We start from the raw sequence: 17,014 nt of genomic DNA on the forward strand, positions 1-17,014 counted from the left end.
TCCTTACTAAGCACGCGGATGGTATTTATTATAGACTTCCGCAAGTCGTTTTTTCGTAATGTGCGTATAAATCTGGGTCGTGGAAATATCCGCGTGTCCTAAAAGTTCCTGGACGACCCGTAGATCCGCACCATTTTCCAAAATGTGAGTTGCAAACGAGTGGCGCAACGTATGGGGCGTGACGTTTTTTTCAATTCCAGCGGCTTTAACTTCCGCTTTTAAATTTTTCCAAACGCCCTGCCGCGTGAGTTGCCCACCGTGATTATTTAAAAACAAGTACGTATTGCGACGCTTAGGTGAGGCAAGTTTCGGACGGGCAGTCTTTAAGTAACGCTCCACAAAATCAATGGCAACGTCACCAATCGGGATAATCCGTTCCTTGTCGCCCTTCCCAATCGTTTGAATCAGTCCTAAGTCTAAATGCAAATCGTCAAGTTTCAAGTTAATGGTCTCGCTGACCCGCAATCCAGTCGCGTACATCACTTCTAAGATCGTCCGATCGCGTAATCCCAACGGCTTGTCCAGCTTAGGAACGGCCAGCAGTCGCTCCACTTCATGGGGTGATAGCACCTGTGGCAAATGTTGAGCGCGCTTAGGGGTATCGATCTTAATCATGGGATCACTGTCAACTTGGTGTAGCTGCGCCAAATACTGAAAAAACTTACGCAGACTAGAGACACTGTGGATAATCGTATTCCGTGATTTACCCCCATCGTCTAGAAATTGCAAGTAATTCAGTAAAACGTAGCGGTCGACATCGTTATAATCAGTAATCTTTTGGGTCATCAAATATTGGCTAAATTCCGTTAAATCTTGAGAATAGCTCTTAATACTATTCGTTACAAGGCCGCGCTCAACACGCAAAAAATGCAGGTAATCAGCAAGCTGGTCCTGCATTCGTTGCTCAATCTTCGGCTTGCTCATCGGTTGGTTCCACCAACTTGATTTCGCCAGGTTCCTGACTGATCAAGCGTTGTTTTAATAAATTACCGACGGCCCGCTTGAATTGGGACTTGCTGATACCAAAGTACGTCCGGATATCTTCCGGATCACTCTTATCCCAAAATGGTAACTTATGGTCCGCTTGATGTTGGAGTGCGGCCAACAACATCTGTGCATCATCACCAATTTCTTCGTATCCCCGTGGTTTAAGCGACAAGTTCAGTTCGCCATCACGTAAATAGCCGATGACGCGGGCCTTCATATGTTGGCCCAAGCGTGGTTCTTGATCCCGTTCTGACGGGTGGACGAAGCCTAAGTGGTTATCATCAGTAATAACCGTTGTCCCAACAATTTTCAACCGTAAAACGGTCACTTCAGTATCCGAATTTTTGACTTGTTCTTTATTATACGGCGTCGCCAATGCTTGGAAGTCCGTCATTTCAGCTAAGGTTCCCCAAAGCCGGTCTTTATTATCACGTGTTAATTTAATGTAAAGCCGGTCATCCTTTTTTGGCCATAAACGACTGATCGTTGGGAGTTCATCCAACGAAACCACTAAGTCTTTGTTAGGTAACCCAACATCAACGAATACGCCCAAATCATGGCGTGTCCGGACAACGGTCCCCCAGACAAAATGGTCAAACGAGATTTCTGGCACGTGGCGCGTCATTTGATGCCGGTGATCTTCATTCTCATAAACAAAGCCTTCGTAAGAACCACCAATGTGTAATGGCTTTTCCGGTTCATCCTTATCGACCCACAACGTTTGACCATTGGCCTGTACAAAGTACGCGTCATCATTTTCATCGGTCACCTTTGCAGTAACCACCATTCCCATAATACTGTCCATTAATTTTGCTCCTTTAACCTACTGTAAACTAAGATGTAGGACTTGAATAATGCAATAAGTAATTCCGGCCGCAATAATTGGGCCGGCGGCGATGCCCTTTAATAAGACAACCCCCATAATCGTTCCAAACACGAGGGCCACCGTAATCTCCGGCGTCGCTGACAAGAGACCGACCCCGTGAAAAGACAGGACCGATACCAGGACACCACACGCGACCGCGATCCAACCGACCGGCGATTTAAACGCGTGCAACAAATCCCGAAACCCAATCTGACCGGTCGCAATTGGAATCAAGATGGCAACGGTAATAACCGTTACACCCCAATTAATCCCTTTTTGACCGATCGTGGTTAAAAGTTTATTCGTATTCGGAATTAACTTGATCAGCAAAACCACTCCGGTCGCAATTTGTAACGACTGATTTTTTCCTAACCAGGCGACGACCAAAATTGCTAATAAAAATAACCAACTTTCCATACGACACCTCACGTGATATTTATTGTAACTGAAAACGCCCCGAATTACGAGGATTCACGGCAATTAACCGTTAAAAGTCCCAACCCAAAGCTAAGAGCTTGGCTACAGCTATGTAAATAAAAAGCCGTCGCAAAGCGACGACTTTTCGAAATCAAATTAAATTTGATCTTAAAGGGCGTTTGAAGCACCGCGGTAAACAATCCCACGACGTGAATCAACGGTGATCAATTGACCATCGGCAATCACAGTAGTGGCATCCTTAACACCAACGATAACAGGAATACCCATTGAGATACCAACAACGGCAGCGTGTGAAGTTAAACCACCATTTTCAACAACTAAAGCGCTAGACTTTTCGATTGCTGGTAAGTAGTCTTTGTCGGTAGTCTTAGTAACTAAGACGCCGCCTTCAACAGCCTTGTCGATAGCTTCTTGTGCTGACGTTGCGATTACGGCTTTACCGATAACCGTTTCATCACCAACACCTTGACCATCAGCTAACTTAGAACCAATTAATTGGATCTTCATGATGTTAGTCGTACCGCGTTCGCCAACTGGCACACCGGCAGTAATCAAGATTAAGTCGCCTTCCTTGGCAAAGCCAAGTTCAACGGCTTTAGAAGCAGCTAAATCAAACATGTCATCAGTGGTTTCTGGTTTGTCAGCCACGATTGGTTGAACACCCCAGTTAACCATTAAGCCACGTTGAGTCCGTTCGTCAAAAGTGATTGCCAAGATATCAGCATTAGGACGGTACTTCGAAATCATCTTAGCAGTGTAGCCAGATTCAGTCGCAGCAACAATCGTCTTGATGTTTAAGTTCTTAGCAGCACGGGCAATCGCAATACCGATTGTTTCCGTAACACTCGTCTTGTCGAAACGGTTTAATTGTAACGTTCCGTTTTCAGCCAAAGTGTTTTCAGCCTTTTCGTCGATCTTAGCCATCATGGCAACAGATTCAACAGGGTAAAGACCGTTAGCACTTTCACCAGAAAGCATCGTTGCGTCAGTACCGTCAAAGACAGCGTTGGCAACGTCAGATGCTTCGGCACGAGTAGGACGTGGGTTTTCTTGCATTGAGTCTAACATTTGGGTAGCAGTAATAACTGGCATACCTAAAGCGTTACACTTCTTGATCAAGCTCTTTTGTACCAAAGGCACATTTTCAGCTGGAATTTCAACACCCATGTCACCACGAGCAACCATCAAACCATCACAAACCTTAAGAATTTCATCGACATTGTCGATACCTTCTTGAGATTCGATCTTAGGGAAGATTTGAACGTGTTCCATGTGCTTTTCTTCAAGTAATTCACGGATGTCTAAGACATCTTGTGGCTTACGAACGAATGAAGCAGCAATGTAGTTGATTTCATGATCCAAACCAAAACGAATATCGTCTGAGTCTTTTTCAGTAATCCCAGGTAAGTTGATAGAAACGCCAGGAGCGTTAGTACCCTTACGTGAGCCCAAGACGCCGGCATTTTGAACAGTCGTAACTAATTCGCGATGTGCATCGTCTTTTTCGTCAATCTTCATGTCTAATAAACCATCATCGAAGAGGACATGACCGCCAACATGAACATCGTCATAAAGGCCATCATAGGTAACGGCAATTTTTTCCTTGGTTGATTCAAGTGAATCGTCCATGGAAATACGTACCTTATCACCGATCTTGTATTCAGACTTACCGTCTTTTTGAACGGTCGTCCGAATTTCAGCACCCTTGGTATCAAGCATGATACCAACAGTCTTACCTGTAATTTTTTCTGCTTCGTGGACCTTGTTTAAACGATCCAAATGTTCTGCATGATCTCCATGTGAGAAGTTAAAGCGGAAAATATTTGCGCCGGCTTCGATCAATTTAACAATAGTGTCAGTATCGGTGCTGGCAGGACCAAGTGTTGAAACAATCTTGGTTTTCTTCATAAGAAAAATCTCTCCCTTGAAAGTTTTTTATAAAAAGACATTAACGTCATTTTTATCAAAGTTTAGTAATAAAGCGGTTAGCACTGATTTAGTGGAATGAAAGTTCTTCGTTCAACTTGCTAAGTGATAATTCCGCTTTATGTTTAGAATCGAATAGGTCTAGGATGTCATGGCTAACTAATTGGTTATCTTGAATCCCAACTGCTAAACCACCCTTACCGCTAAGTAAGAGTTCAACAGCGTAAGCACCCATCTTGCTTGCCAAGACACGGTCCTTAGCCGTTGGACGACCACCACGTTGCATATGACCAATGGTGTTGGCACGAGCATCAAAGTCACCATATTGTGATAACTTTTCGACGAATTCGTCGGCGCTCATAACCCCTTCAGCCAAGACAACGATGTTGCAACGATGACCATTTGCACGGTTGTGCTTAATCTTGTTTGCGATAGTTTCCATATCCCAATCAAGTTCTGGGATCACGATTGCATCGGCACCGGCAGAAACACCAGCCCACATTGCAACGTCACCAGCGCCACGACCCATAACTTCCACAACGAAAGTCCGGTCATGACTGTGAGCCGTATCATAAATGCGATCAAGTGCTTCAACGTCGGTATTAACGGCCGTATCAAAACCAATCGTGAAATCAGTAAATGGAATATCGTTGTCGATTGTTCCGGGAAGACCAATCGTGTTGTAGCCGTGTTCAGTTAAGCGTAAGGCACCATGGTAAGAGCCATCGCCACCAATAACGACTAAGGCATCGATACCGAATCGCTTCAGTTGTTCGATTCCTTTTAATTGACCTTCTACATGAGCAAACTCAGGATAACGTGCGGAATATAACAAGGTCCCACCTTGGTTGACCACACCGTCAACATCTGCTGCTTCAATTTTATGAATGTCACCAGCAACCAACCCAGCAAAGCCGTAGTTGATGCCGTATGCTTCTAACCCTTCGGCCATTGCTTTACGAGCAACGGAGCGAACGGCCGCATTCATACCAGGAGCGTCGCCGCCACTGGTTAAAATACCAATGCGTTTCATTTTTTCACCTCAGGCAATAAATTGAGTTCGTAACTCCATAAGTGATTCTAACACTTTTAAAACTGATTGTCTGTTATTTTCGCAAATTAAATCATGGTGAAAACGCCGTCAAATCAAGGGGTTACGTTCTTCATCACCACATTATCGCGACCTAATAACGTTGTAAGCGCTCCAAATAATTCTGCATTTTCACTGACCCAATACTGTGAATTTAGTTCAACCGTTCGGTGAGCACTGACCGAGTAGATTAAAACGGGGTTCGGTCCCGGTGACCGCCGTAACAGCCTCAAAATTTGCTTTTGAACGGTCGCGTCATCCTGGTTAGGCTGTAAGCGTAAGAAGAGTTGGCCCGTTGGTTTTGGAAACTGATCCGCCAATTGCCAATTATCCACGATGACTTGTAACCCACGCTGCTGCTCGACCTTCCCACTGATCAACACGATGCTTTCCGTCTGCAATTGATCCTGCAGCCGTTGGTACGTATTCGGAAAGATCGTCAAATCAATCTCACCGGACAAGTCACTGCCCGTGGCAAACGCCATCGGCTGCCCCCGCTTCGTCCGAATCGTTCGAATCTTCGTAATATAGACCAAAAGTTTGACCCGTTGCTCATTAGTGAGCGTACTTATCAAACTCGTTCGCTGCTGTTGCGCCAGCCACTGATAAGTTTCTACCGGATGACCAGACACATAAGCGCCCAGGTATTCAGCTTCCTTAGCTAACCGTTCGCCTAACGGCAATTCCGGTTGCTTTTTGATCTTTGGCGCCAACGACGCAAACAAGCTCATACTGTTACCAGCCAATTCTGCACTCGACATCAACTCCGGTACACCGGTTAATAACTCTGCCCGGTTGAGCCCAAAGTGGTCAAATGCGCCGGCATAAATCAACGCCGTCATCAAGTCGTCCTTCAACCACTTAGATTCAATTCGTTGCATGAATTGCTGCAAGTTTTTAAACGGTCCGTTCGCTTTCCGTTCGCCAATGACACTTTGAATAAAGTCACGCCGCAAGCCCTTGATCGAGCTCAAGCCGAAAATAATCTGTTTGCCGTTCCAATCAAAATACTGCCCACTCCGATTAATATCGGGTGGTACGATGGCGACGTGGTGTTGCTTGGCTTCGGCCAAATACTGTTTGAGTTTCGTGCCGTTACCCATCACCGAGTTCATTAACGACGTAAAGAACGCCCCCGGAAAATGAACTTTCAGGTAAGCCAACTCAAACGCCATCTTACTATAAGCTACCGCATGTGAGCGATTAAATCCATAATTTGCGAATTGCTCAATATATTGGTAGACCTGCGTTGCCACGTCTGGACCAAACCCGTTAGCCTGGGCGCCAGCAATAAACTTCTGCCGCATTTCATCGATCACAGCCCGTTTTTTCTTACTCATCGCCCGCCGCAACAAGTCGGCTTCACCTAACGTAAAGCCCCCCATAACAGCGGCAACTTGCATGACTTGTTCTTGATAAACCAAGATACCGTAAGTTGGGCCTAAGATTGGCGCTAACTCCTCGGCCGGATAACTGACGGCTTCACGCCCCTGCTTGCGGGCAATAAAGTGGTCAATATTTTCCATTGGGCCCGGCCGGTAAAGTGCATTTACGGCCGCCACCAGTTCGAAATTATCGGGATGCAATTTACGTAAGACGTTGCGAATCCCGCCCGATTCAAATTGGAAAACACCCGTCGTGTCGCCAGCCTGAAAGAGTTTTAACGTTTCTGGATCGTTTAAGTCAATTTTAGTAATCGCTAACGGTTGCCCCGTCTGACGCTGAACGTAATGTAGCGCACTGGCCATTAGCGATAAGTTCCGCAGTCCCAGAAAGTCCATCTTCAATAGGCCGACTGCTTCCACGGTATCCTTAGTATATTGCGTCATCATCATCGTCTCACTACCAGCTTGTAGTGGAACGATCGTGATTAACGGTTGCTGACTAAGGACCACCCCGGCAGCATGGGTTGAGTAATGCCGGGGCAAGCCTTCTATTCGTTGCGCCGTCTCAAACAACAGCCGATTCTTGGAAGAATCAGCCACCATATTTTGCAATCGCTGTGAGCCTTGATAGGCTTGTTGCAACGTGATGTGTAATTGATTGGGGATGGCGGCGCTCCAATCGCTCATTTCAAAAGTCGATAACCCAAAGACCCGCCCAACGTCACGCAGAGCTTGCTTGGCAGCCAAGGTTCCAAAAGTGATAATTTGGGCGACCCGATCATGCCCGTACTTATCATGGACATACGCTAATACTTGTTCACGCCGGTTATCTGGAATATCCAAATCGATATCGGGCATGTTGGCTCGTTTAGCGTTTAAAAACCGTTCAAATAATAGGTTGTATTGTAATGGATCGACATCCGTAATTTTTAAAACGTAAGCCACTAGTGACCCCGCCGCTGACCCCCGCCCCGGGCCCGTCGTAATGTCTGACTGGTGGGCGAAGTTCATCACGTCCCAAACAATCAAAAAGTAGTCATCAAACCCCATCTGGTCGATCACTTTTAACTCCCGTTCAAGACGATCATGGTACGGTTGTGGATCAATCGTTGCCGCCATCGCTGCCAGTCGTTCTTGCAATCCGGCCGCACACAGTTGCCGCAAGTATTGGTTAGCAGGCTGCTGATTAGGCGTCGGGTACGTCGGCAGTTGTGGTTGTTGAAAAACTAACTCAACGTGACACGCCGCCGCAATTTCGCCAGTCGCATTAACGGCCGCCGTTAGCGACAATTCATCGTAATCCCTGACCACCGTTTCAGCTGGCCGTAAATAGTGGGCCCCGGCAATGCCTTGTAACTGTTCGGGTTGTTCAATCTGCTGGCCCCGGTCAATCGCGCGCAGTACCGAAACCGCAAAGTAGTCGGTCGCCTGAACGTAATCCACTGGATCTAAAGCAACGATTGGTAGCTCGTTTTGGTCAGCGAACGCCACCACCGTCGTCCGCATTGCGGGTGCTTGGTCTAACGACACCCCTAAGTAGAAGCTCTGGGGATCAACTGCCGTTCGCAACTGTTTTACCCAGTCTGCAACTTGCTCACGGGCATCCTGCATCAGTAGCGCCGTTAATTCGCTATCCTTAGCCGGCGTCATCACGATCAAATGGTGCAAATAAGGTAATACTGCCGTTAAACTTAGCGGCTGGTCACTAGGGGCCGTTTGTTTCATCGTTGAAAGCTGCATCAACGTTTGATACCCCGCTAAGTCTTTCGCCAAGACAACTAAGCTAAACGTTTGGTCGGTCAACTGACTACCCGTTAAGTTCAGCGTAATTCCTAAAATCGGGGTAATCTCAGCTTTGCGACACGCATTATAGAAATCAACGATGCCATACATGACATCGATGTCCGTTAGTGCTAGTGCGGGGTAGCCTTGCTGCTTAGCGGTCTGAACTAATTCATCAATCGTACTCGTACTTTGCAATAAGCTAAACGTACTCATTACTTGTAAAGGAACATACTGCATCGTTGCCGACTCCTTTCCTGTTTTTCATACTTAGTTTCATTATAGCAAACAGTTGTTCTTTACGGCAGTTATAAGCTAATTGGTTTTTCAAAGTGGTTGTGCTAAAATAGCTTTCATTGGGAGGTGTCGGAAGATGATGAAACAACTTACAATTATCGTTTGGGCGGTCTTGTTTGGGGAAGTTATCGGTTATATCGGTGGTGCCCTCGAAACCTTGACTTGGAACCCTGGTCAAATCGGGGTCATTTCAGCCGTCTTTGCGCTGATCGTTGTCAACGGAATCACCATAATTACTAACAATTCCCTACCCGTTAAAGGTTCTGAAAAAAAGTAATCAAATCATAAAAAAACTCGTGGTTATCAATTTTCGATAACCACGAGTTTTTTTGTTGCTACTAAAGACTCGAACTCAGTCTCCCGTCAAGAGCGATTCGATTACGCTTACTTTGATTTCGTATTCGGCTGGTTTTCAAAGACTAAGTGGTCGTCCATCAAATTAATTTCAACCGTCGTGTCAGGCGCGACCCGCCCCGCAATAATTTCTTTAGCGAGTGGCGTTTCAACATGATTCGTGATAAACCGCCGCAATGGCCGGGCACCGTATGCTGGTTTGTAGCCCTGTTGTGCGATCCACTTTTTAGCGGGCTCCGAAATTTTCAACGTAATGTCACGATCTTGCAGTCGCGCGGATAACCGTGCAATCAACTTAACCACGATTTGTTCAATCGCATCCAATTGTAGTGGCGTAAACATAATGATGTCGTCGATTCGGTTTAAAAATTCAGGCTTAAAGCGACTTTGCACGAGCTGCATCACTTGGTCATGCGCCGAGGCGGATAACTGTCCCTGATCGTCAACACCAGCTAATAGCTGCTGTGACCCTAAGTTAGACGTCATAATCAAAATCGTGTTCTTAAAATCAACCGTGCGACCTTGACCATCCGTTAAACGCCCGTCATCTAAGACTTGTAACAAAATATTAAAGACATCGGGATGCGCTTTTTCGATTTCATCAAACAACACGATGGAATATGGATTACGGCGAACCGCTTCCGTCAACTGGCCACCTTCTTCGTAACCAATGTACCCGGGAGCAGCCCCGACTAGCCGAGAAACGGATTCTTTTTCCATATATTCACTCATATCGATACGGACCATGTGATCATCCGCGTCAAATAGGTTTTCCGCTAAGGCCTTTGCCAGTTCGGTCTTCCCAACCCCGGTCGGCCCGAGGAACATGAATGACCCTAACGGCCGGTTGGGATCTTGTAAGCCGGCCCGTGACCGCAACACGGCATCAGAAACGGCGTTCACCGCGGCATCTTGCCCAACAACCCGTTCGTGTAGGTGGTCCGCTAAGTGTAAGAGTTTTTCCCGTTCACCCGCAACCAACTTATTAACTGGAATCCCGGTCATCCGCGAAACGACGTTAGCAACCTGATCAGGCGTAACAGATTCTTCAACTAACCAGTCTTCATGGTGGTCGTTAGCTTCCATTGCTTTTAGCTCGGAGACCAGCTTAGGAATCGTGCCGTGTTGTAACTTAGCGGCCGTTTCCAAGTCGTACTTATTTTCCGCTGTTTCCAGGTCGTGTTTCGCTTTGTCTAAGGCAGCCTTTTTATCGCTCAATGCTTGTAGGCTCTTCTTTTCACTGGCCCAACGTTCTGCCAACGTCCGCTGCTTCTCCTTAGCGCTAGCTAATTCCTTTTGCAAATCAGCTAACCGCTTCACGGAGGCATCGTCCGTTTCCTTCTTAAGCGCGGCTTCTTCCACTTCCAAACGCATCAACAGCCGGTTGACTTGATCCAATTCCGTTGGGTTGGAATTCATTTCGACCCGAATTTCAGCGGAAGCTTCATCAATTAAATCCAATGCTTTATCTGGTAAAAAGTGGTCCGTAATGTAACGATCTGATAACTTAGCAGCCGCTACCAACGCATTATCGTGAATCCGGACGCCGTGATGAATTTCAAACCGTTCCTTTAATCCCCGTAAAATACTAATGGTATCTTCGACGGAAGGTTCTGCAACGAGGACCTTTTGGAACCGCCGTTCAAGGGCCTTATCCTTCTCTAAATATTGCCGGTATTCATCCAAGGTCGTCGCACCAATTAAATGGAGCTCACCTCTGGCCAGCATCGGCTTCAACAAGTTACCGGCATCCATGCTGCCTTCCGATTTACCAGCACCCACAATATTATGGATTTCATCAATGAACATGATGATCTGACCATCAGCCTTTTTAATTTCCTTTAAGACGGCCTTCAGACGCTCTTCAAACTCACCACGATACTTGGCACCGGCAATTAATGATCCCATGTCGAGGGAAAACAGTGTCTTATCTTTCAAATTGTCCGGAACATCCCCGCGAACAATCCGCTGGGCAAGGCCTTCAACAATCGCCGTCTTCCCAACACCGGGTTCCCCAATCAAGACCGGGTTGTTTTTCGTCTTACGTGACAAAATTCGAATCACGTCTAAGATTTCTTCATCCCGACCGATCACTGGGTCCTGATTACCTTTACGTGCTTGTTTAACTAAATCCACCCCGTATTTTTCAAGGGCTTGATACTGGTCTTCCTGATTACGTGATGTGACCCGTTGTCCACCACGAATTCGGTCAACTGCGTTTTTGACTTGTCCAGCTGTAATTCCGGACTGGTTTAAATACTTGGTTAGTTGGTCACCAGTCTGATCCATCAACGCCAGCGCAATCGTGTCAGTGGCTAAAAAGTCATCACCTAAAGACTTACGTTTGGCTTCAGCCGTTTGCATCAAAGTTGCCAAGCTACTACTAAAGCTTTGGCCGTACTGAACGTTACCCCCGCTGACAACACTAATATCATCCAGCTCCCGGTCCAGCTCGACTTGTAATTTGTCGAGATCGACACCCGCTTCACTGAATATCTGGCGCACCAGTTCACCTGGCTGGGTCAAAAACTTAAATAGGTGCGGAATCCCAATCTCTTGGTGCCGCCGCGTCTGTGCAATTTGTTGGGCTTGGGTTAAAGCCTGTTGTAAACTTTCCGTTAATTGTTCTGGATTCATAAATCATACCTCCTCAAATTAGGTTAGCAAAAAGGCAGCTATATCAGCTGCCAATTTAGTCTGACCTTTATTGACGATTAGATTATATAGCTAATGGTCAAAGAAGGTCAAGGATTTAGTTTTGATTGTAATTATCCGTAACGATTTGAAGCACAACGTCAACGGCTTGCGCCATCACTTGTTCTGAAACGTATTCAAACCGGCCGTGCATGTTCTCGCCACCGGCAAACAAGTTCGGTGTTGGTAACCCCATAAATGAAATCTTAGAACCATCAGTCCCACCACGAACAGGGAAAATCAATGGCTTGATGTTCAACTTCAACATGGCTTGCTTAGCCAATTCAACAACGGCCATGTCTTTTTCGATGATTTCGCGCATGTTGTAGTACTGGTCCTTAACGTTGACCTGAACGTACTCGCCACCGTGAGCCAAGTTAATTTGATCACCATCCGCTACGATCAACCGTTTGCGGGCTTCGAATTTGGCCCGATCGTGGTCACGAATAATGTAGGTCAATTTGGCGCCGTCAACCGTTCCGTCTAACGCTAATAAGTGGAAGAAACCTTCCCGCCCATCCGTTTTTTCAGGAACATCGTGTGCTGGTAAGCCGTCTTGGAATTCAACGGCTAACTGTAACGCATTAACCATGACGTCCTTAGCGGAACCAGGATGCACGTTGACCCCTTTGATCGTAATTTCGGCCTGAGCAGCGTTGAACGTTTCGTATTCCAGCTGACCGAGTGGCCCACCATCAACCGTATAAGCGTAATCAGCTGCGAATGCTGGCACGTTAAAGTGGTCAGCCCCGGTTCCGATTTCTTCGTCAGGACCAAAGCCCATTCGAATCTTGCCGTGTTTGATTTCTGGATGAGCTAATAAATATTCAGCGGCGCTAATAATTTCAGCAACACCGGACTTATCATCTGAACCTAATAAGGTGTTCCCATCAGTGGTAATCAACGTGTGACCCTTATAATTTCTGAGATTTGGAAAGACTTTAGGATCCAAATGGTACTCGCTGTCACCCAATTGAATGACTGACTGGCCATCGTAATCTTCAACAATTTGTGGATTAATGTTCTCTGAATTAAAATCAGCCGTATCGATATGTGAAATAAAGCCTAAGGTCTTCACAGCTTTATCGCTGTTAGCTGGTAAAGTCGCAAAGACGTACGCACTTTGCGCATCCTGTTCAACGTCACTTAATCCGATGGCCTTTAACTTGTCCATCAGTTGGTTTAAAAAGGCCGTCTCCCGTGGTGATGAAGGTACCGTCGTCGAACTTTCGTCAGAACGACTATTGATTTTAACGAAACTCAAAAAATCTGAAATTAGATTAGGATATTTTGCCATCGTACAAACTTCCTTTCAAAATTACAAAAATTGTCATTATTAGATGAAAGTAAACGGATCAGTATTTAACTTTGAGGCAACAATTTCAACTTGCCAGTTTGATTCCGCCTGCCATTTTTTAAAGCATTCGGTCAAATGAGTCTTGCAAATACTTTCGATGTGGTGACCTGGGTCGACCACCGTTAACCCAGCGGCCAACATGTCATGGGCTGTATGGTAATAAACATCCCCGGTCACGTAAGCTTGGGCTCCCGCTTTAATGGCATCTTGATAAAACTTTCCGCCATCACCACCGAGGACTGCCACCCGTTTAATTTCTTGCTGGGGCTGCTGACAAACTAAGCGTAAACCGGATACGTTAAAGACCGTCTTGCAGTGTTTAGCAAAGGCTTCCGCCGTCATTGGGGTTGGTAAATCGCCAACCCGCCCCATACTATACTGGTGGCCACCCGTCAGTAGTGGTTCAATCTGATAATCCCAACTCGTTGCTGGAACAAAGTGGTTGATACCAGCCACTGCGGGGGTAACCCGGTCAGCCATTAAATCAACGGTAAATTGTTCACCCGAGTTAAAGGCGTACCGGTTGAGTTTGGCTTGCCAAGTATCCGTTAAATACTCTTGCACGGCTTCTACTTGGTCCGTTGGAACCGTCACGGTCATTTTGACCGCCTTTTCAACGTAGCCTGGTACCAGGCCACTGACGTTTTGTAAGCCTAACGCGTCAGCTAACCAATCGTTCATCCCACCATCGGCACTATCCAAATTTGTATGGGCCGCATAAACCAAGATGTGATGCGCCGCAATCTCGGCGTACATCGCTTTTTGGGGGTCCTGATAATCTAAGTTATTAGCCGGTCGAAACATTACCGGATGGTGGGCAAAAATCATATCTGCCCCAATCTCAATGGCTTCTTTGACCACTTCTGGACGGACATCTAAGGTCACTAACACCTTATGAATGGCCTGTTTAGGATCACCAATCTGTAACCCACTAGGATCACGATCCCACTTCAACTTCAAAGGTGCAAACTGTTCAAAACGACTAATTAACTCATTTGCCAACATCCGCTAAGACTCCCTTAATTAAATTAATTTTGGCATGCGCCGCGGTCAAATGTGCCGCGGGCGCGACTTTAGCTTGTTGCATTTGTGTTACTGCTCGTTCGGTCCGCTGCAGTTCCCGTTGCCACTTTTTAACAAATACCGTGGAACGTTCCGCTAACAAATACGGCCCAAATAATAATTCTGCTTCAGAATAATGGAACGGGTCGTCCGTCTTATCCGCACAAATTACCTCATAAGTGTGATTGTCTTCAGATAAAATACGTTCGGCCGTAATTTTAAAGTGGTTGGTAACCAGCCACTCGCGAACCGTGGCTTCACCAACATTAGGCTCTAAAACTAAGCGTGTAACTCCAGCTAACCGCGCTGGATTAGCTTCTAAGATATGCCGGATTAGGGGACCACCCATACCGGCGATGGTCACCGTATCGATTCGATCCTGTGGTTCAATCGCTGCCAATCCATCCGCCAAGCGGGCCTCAAGGTGTTCCTCTAAACCTAACTTGCGAATCTCATGACGCGCATTCTCAAACGGTCCTTTAACGACTTCGCCAGCCACGCCCCAGCTAATCCGCTGATTTAAAGCTAAGTTGGCTGGCAGGTACGCGTGATCGGAACCGATATCGGCCACCCGCGCGCCCGGTTTCACAAACGAACCGACCGTGGCTAATCGTTGTGACAATTGTTTAGCATCCACACACATAACCCCTTTTTCAACAACATTTAAGTAAGTTTAACTAATCACATTTTAACATGCTTCACTCAAGAAACGGCTTTCAACCTCAAAAAAATCAGGGAACTTTATCACCTAATAATGTCGATCCTCGAAACCAGTTTAAGCGTAAAAATATCGGTTAGTCATTTATTAAGCGCTTGGTTAAAAGTACCTGTAAAGAAATAACATTATGACCCTTTTCGTAACTGAACTATGTAAGGGGTCGTTACGGACCACCGCCATTAAAGTGATTACAAAGGAGCGCTCAATTATGATTCAGTCTCAACTAAAGACAATTCTGGATGCCCGGACCATCTCAAACGACGAATTTGCGACAATGACTGGTATTGACACACACACAATCGTCAAGTTAATCTCTGGTCGGGCTAAGAGTATCAGCTTTAACCACTTGAACCGCATTACGCGTACCCTGAATATCGACTTAAATGATCTCTTTTTGGTCACTCCCGACCTCGAATTAGAAGTGACGCTTCAAACAATTGACGAAGCCACTAAACTTTTTAGTGGGACCTTACGCTTCATTGACCACGATCAGCATTGTGTCACAGCGTTGCCACTCACCGGACAATATCAACAGTCCGGCCCCCTGTTCACTTTTACAATTAACGACGCTTACGACGAGGCCCTTGAAGCTGATGGGATTGCGGAACGTTTAACCGACTTACAGCCCTTTCCCGTGATGACAGCGACCAAACAGCACCTCTTAGATTTACTCTCACAATACCCCGAACAACAAGCGTGGTTTGAGCCCGAAGGTATGCCACTAAGTCCTAACCCTACGGATACGGAATTAGAGCGCTACTTACAGGTAGGTAATCTCATCGCACGGACCCAGTACGAAAAGTTGCACCGGTTATTGGAACCCCTGGTTATGAATTTTCTGGCCGCCCTGTACCACGACTTTCCCAAATTTCTGGGCAACCCGCAAGACATCACCGTCCCGTGGGGTGTGCCCGACACGTTCCACATCTTCAACTTTGTCTTGGCCGAGAGTCCCACATCACTGGCCAATAATGGCATTACCAAGCGTCAAGAACAGGTCCGCCAGCAGCACGCCTTTCCCGTTAGTTATACGAGTCTAGATGTCATCAGTTATTTCTCTAACGACTAGTTATTGTATTACACAATTATTAGTTTTTCATCGGCTCAGCCCTCATTAAAACCGCCACGCTACTCGAGCATTCTCACAGCTAATGATGCCTTTACAATAGCCGTTCAATTAAGTGACGAGTTCACTTAATTGAACGGCTATTTTCATCCGGGCTTAGTTAGGAAACTAGCCTTAGCAAGAATGAATGGTTCATTCTAAAACTGACTGATGCTATACTCGCTTCATTCCATGGAGGTGATCAGATTGGATTTACACGAAAAGTTAACGCGCGTTATCACGAGCGCTAAAATTTTATTCATTGTTCCTGGTTATGCTGAAACTAAAATGACTGACATTGCCGCACATGCTAACCTGGCCGTTGGAACGCTTTATAGTTTATTTCGAAGTAAAGATGACTTGTTGAAATTTGTATTTGCGAGTACCCTCGATTCGATGATTATCGATCATGTCCAGACCTTACCTGTGATCCCGCTTTCTGATGACGAGCTTGTCACGCACACCGCTGAAATCTACCAGCAAGCAACACACCAATTACATAAGTTGACGACGAATTATTCAACTGATGCACGATTTTCCGCAATGTTGGACTACCTGTTTGCCAACTTTCACCAATATGGTGCCTATTTTCTAATCCTCGAGCGTAATCCACAAATGAGTCCAGCCTTATTAAAACTATATAAACATTATCGACAGCAGCTGTACACAGACGTTGCCCAATTGTTAGCCACCTTAGTTGCCTCTGATGAGGTCCGTTACCTCAGTCATCCAGAAAACGACGCGTTATTGATTATTGACCAAATCTTCTGGTGGTCTGCCCACAAACAATACGACTCTTTTGACCACCAGACCAACCATTTTGATCAACAACAGATGAAAAATTGCGTTATTCAGCAACTAACGGCTAGTTATACCTGAAATAGCTAGTTGAGTCTTTAAAAAAGCGGTCAACGGACCGTTTTTCTTTAATCAGTCTACTGAATGAATCATTCA

13 protein-coding genes are annotated in these 17,014 nt (G+C 46.0%); 3 read left to right on the plus strand and 10 right to left on the minus strand.

The annotated features are described in order from the left end of the window. Window positions 1–6: 6 nt before the first annotated feature. The 6 genes from xerD to dnaE form a co-directional block, all read right to left on the minus strand. Window positions 7–897, minus strand: coding sequence for a site-specific tyrosine recombinase XerD (gene xerD, locus IV64_RS10595; protein WP_057707340.1), 891 nt, complete (start codon window positions 895–897; stop codon window positions 7–9). A 7-nt stretch (window positions 898–904) separates the two neighbouring features. Beyond that, window positions 905–1,792: a CvfB family protein gene (locus IV64_RS10600; protein ID WP_057707213.1), complete on the minus strand. Its 888-nt coding sequence runs from the start codon at window positions 1,790–1,792 to the stop codon at window positions 905–907. An 18-nt stretch (window positions 1,793–1,810) separates the two neighbouring features. Next, a complete protein-coding gene (locus IV64_RS10605; protein ID WP_057707214.1) occupies window positions 1,811–2,269 on the minus strand; it encodes a DUF441 domain-containing protein in 459 nt (152 codons plus the stop codon). A gap of 168 nt (window positions 2,270–2,437) precedes the next feature. After that, window positions 2,438–4,198: a pyruvate kinase gene (gene pyk / locus IV64_RS10610; protein WP_057707215.1), complete on the minus strand. Its 1,761-nt coding sequence runs from the start codon at window positions 4,196–4,198 to the stop codon at window positions 2,438–2,440. Window positions 4,199–4,286: 88 nt separating this feature from the next. Further along, window positions 4,287–5,249, minus strand: a complete 963-nt coding sequence (gene pfkA / locus IV64_RS10615) for a 6-phosphofructokinase (RefSeq protein ID WP_057707216.1) — start codon at window positions 5,247–5,249, stop codon at window positions 4,287–4,289. A gap of 113 nt (window positions 5,250–5,362) precedes the next feature. Then, window positions 5,363–8,713 carry a DNA polymerase III subunit alpha gene (dnaE, locus tag IV64_RS10620; RefSeq protein WP_057707217.1) on the minus strand — a complete coding sequence of 1,117 codons (3,351 nt, stop codon included), beginning with the start codon at window positions 8,711–8,713 and terminating at the stop codon, window positions 5,363–5,365. A 133-nt stretch (window positions 8,714–8,846) separates the two neighbouring features. Here dnaE and IV64_RS10625 point away from each other — a divergent pair, with 133 nt between their 5' ends. Then, window positions 8,847–9,047 (plus strand): YjzD family protein, encoded by a 201-nt coding sequence (locus IV64_RS10625; RefSeq protein ID WP_057707218.1) that lies wholly within the window; start codon window positions 8,847–8,849, stop codon window positions 9,045–9,047. Between the two features lie 107 nt (window positions 9,048–9,154). Here IV64_RS10625 and clpB read toward each other — a convergent pair whose 3' ends face one another. The 4 genes from clpB to IV64_RS10645 all read right to left on the minus strand — a co-directional run bounded on the left by clpB (window position 9,155) and on the right by IV64_RS10645 (window position 14,874). Further along, window positions 9,155–11,761, minus strand: coding sequence for an ATP-dependent chaperone ClpB (gene clpB, locus IV64_RS10630; protein ID WP_057707219.1), 2,607 nt, complete (start codon window positions 11,759–11,761; stop codon window positions 9,155–9,157). A 115-nt stretch (window positions 11,762–11,876) separates the two neighbouring features. Then, entirely contained in the window at window positions 11,877–13,115 is a 1,239-nt protein-coding gene (gene pepT / locus IV64_RS10635) for a peptidase T (protein ID WP_057707220.1), read from the minus strand. A gap of 39 nt (window positions 13,116–13,154) precedes the next feature. Continuing rightward, the gene (locus IV64_RS10640) at window positions 13,155–14,180 is read right to left on the minus strand and encodes a Nif3-like dinuclear metal center hexameric protein (RefSeq protein ID WP_057707221.1); all 1,026 of its coding nucleotides are present in this window, start codon (window positions 14,178–14,180) and stop codon (window positions 13,155–13,157) included. Then, entirely contained in the window at window positions 14,167–14,874 is a 708-nt protein-coding gene (locus IV64_RS10645) for a tRNA (adenine(22)-N(1))-methyltransferase (RefSeq protein ID WP_057707222.1), read from the minus strand. Before IV64_RS10645 ends, IV64_RS10640 begins: the two co-directional genes overlap by 14 nt. A 289-nt stretch (window positions 14,875–15,163) precedes the next feature. On the opposite strand from IV64_RS10645, the gene IV64_RS10650 reads away from it, so the two are divergent. Next, on the plus strand, window positions 15,164–16,024 hold the full coding sequence (locus tag IV64_RS10650; protein ID WP_057707223.1) for a helix-turn-helix domain-containing protein: 861 nt from the start codon (window positions 15,164–15,166) through the stop codon (window positions 16,022–16,024). 243 nt (window positions 16,025–16,267) lie between these two features. Beyond that, a complete protein-coding gene (locus tag IV64_RS10655) occupies window positions 16,268–16,939 on the plus strand; it encodes a TetR/AcrR family transcriptional regulator (RefSeq protein ID WP_057707224.1) in 672 nt (223 codons plus the stop codon). Window positions 16,940–17,014: the final 75 nt, after the last annotated feature.

Source organism: Lactiplantibacillus xiangfangensis (assembly GCF_001438845.1).
Classification (GTDB): Bacteria; Bacillota; Bacilli; order Lactobacillales; family Lactobacillaceae; genus Lactiplantibacillus; species Lactiplantibacillus xiangfangensis.

Bases quoted from the DNA above. Each gene is read 5' to 3' on its own strand.
- xerD (WP_057707340.1), bottom strand. From the start codon at position 897: ATGCAGGACCAGCTTGCTGATTACCTGCATTTTTTGCGTGTTGAGCGC.
- IV64_RS10600 (WP_057707213.1), bottom strand. From the start codon at position 1,792: ATGGACAGTATTATGGGAATGGTGGTTACTGCAAAGGTGACCGATGAA.
- IV64_RS10605 (WP_057707214.1), bottom strand. From the start codon at position 2,269: ATGGAAAGTTGGTTATTTTTATTAGCAATTTTGGTCGTCGCCTGGTTA.
- pyk (WP_057707215.1), bottom strand. From the start codon at position 4,198: ATGAAGAAAACCAAGATTGTTTCAACACTTGGTCCTGCCAGCACCGAT.
- pfkA (WP_057707216.1), bottom strand. From the start codon at position 5,249: ATGAAACGCATTGGTATTTTAACCAGTGGCGGCGACGCTCCTGGTATG.
- dnaE (WP_057707217.1), bottom strand. From the start codon at position 8,713: ATGCAGTATGTTCCTTTACAAGTAATGAGTACGTTTAGCTTATTGCAA.
- IV64_RS10625 (WP_057707218.1), top strand. From the start codon at position 8,847: ATGATGAAACAACTTACAATTATCGTTTGGGCGGTCTTGTTTGGGGAA.
- clpB (WP_057707219.1), bottom strand. From the start codon at position 11,761: ATGAATCCAGAACAATTAACGGAAAGTTTACAACAGGCTTTAACCCAA.
- pepT (WP_057707220.1), bottom strand. From the start codon at position 13,115: ATGGCAAAATATCCTAATCTAATTTCAGATTTTTTGAGTTTCGTTAAA.
- IV64_RS10640 (WP_057707221.1), bottom strand. From the start codon at position 14,180: ATGTTGGCAAATGAGTTAATTAGTCGTTTTGAACAGTTTGCACCTTTG.
- IV64_RS10650 (WP_057707223.1), top strand. From the start codon at position 15,164: ATGATTCAGTCTCAACTAAAGACAATTCTGGATGCCCGGACCATCTCA.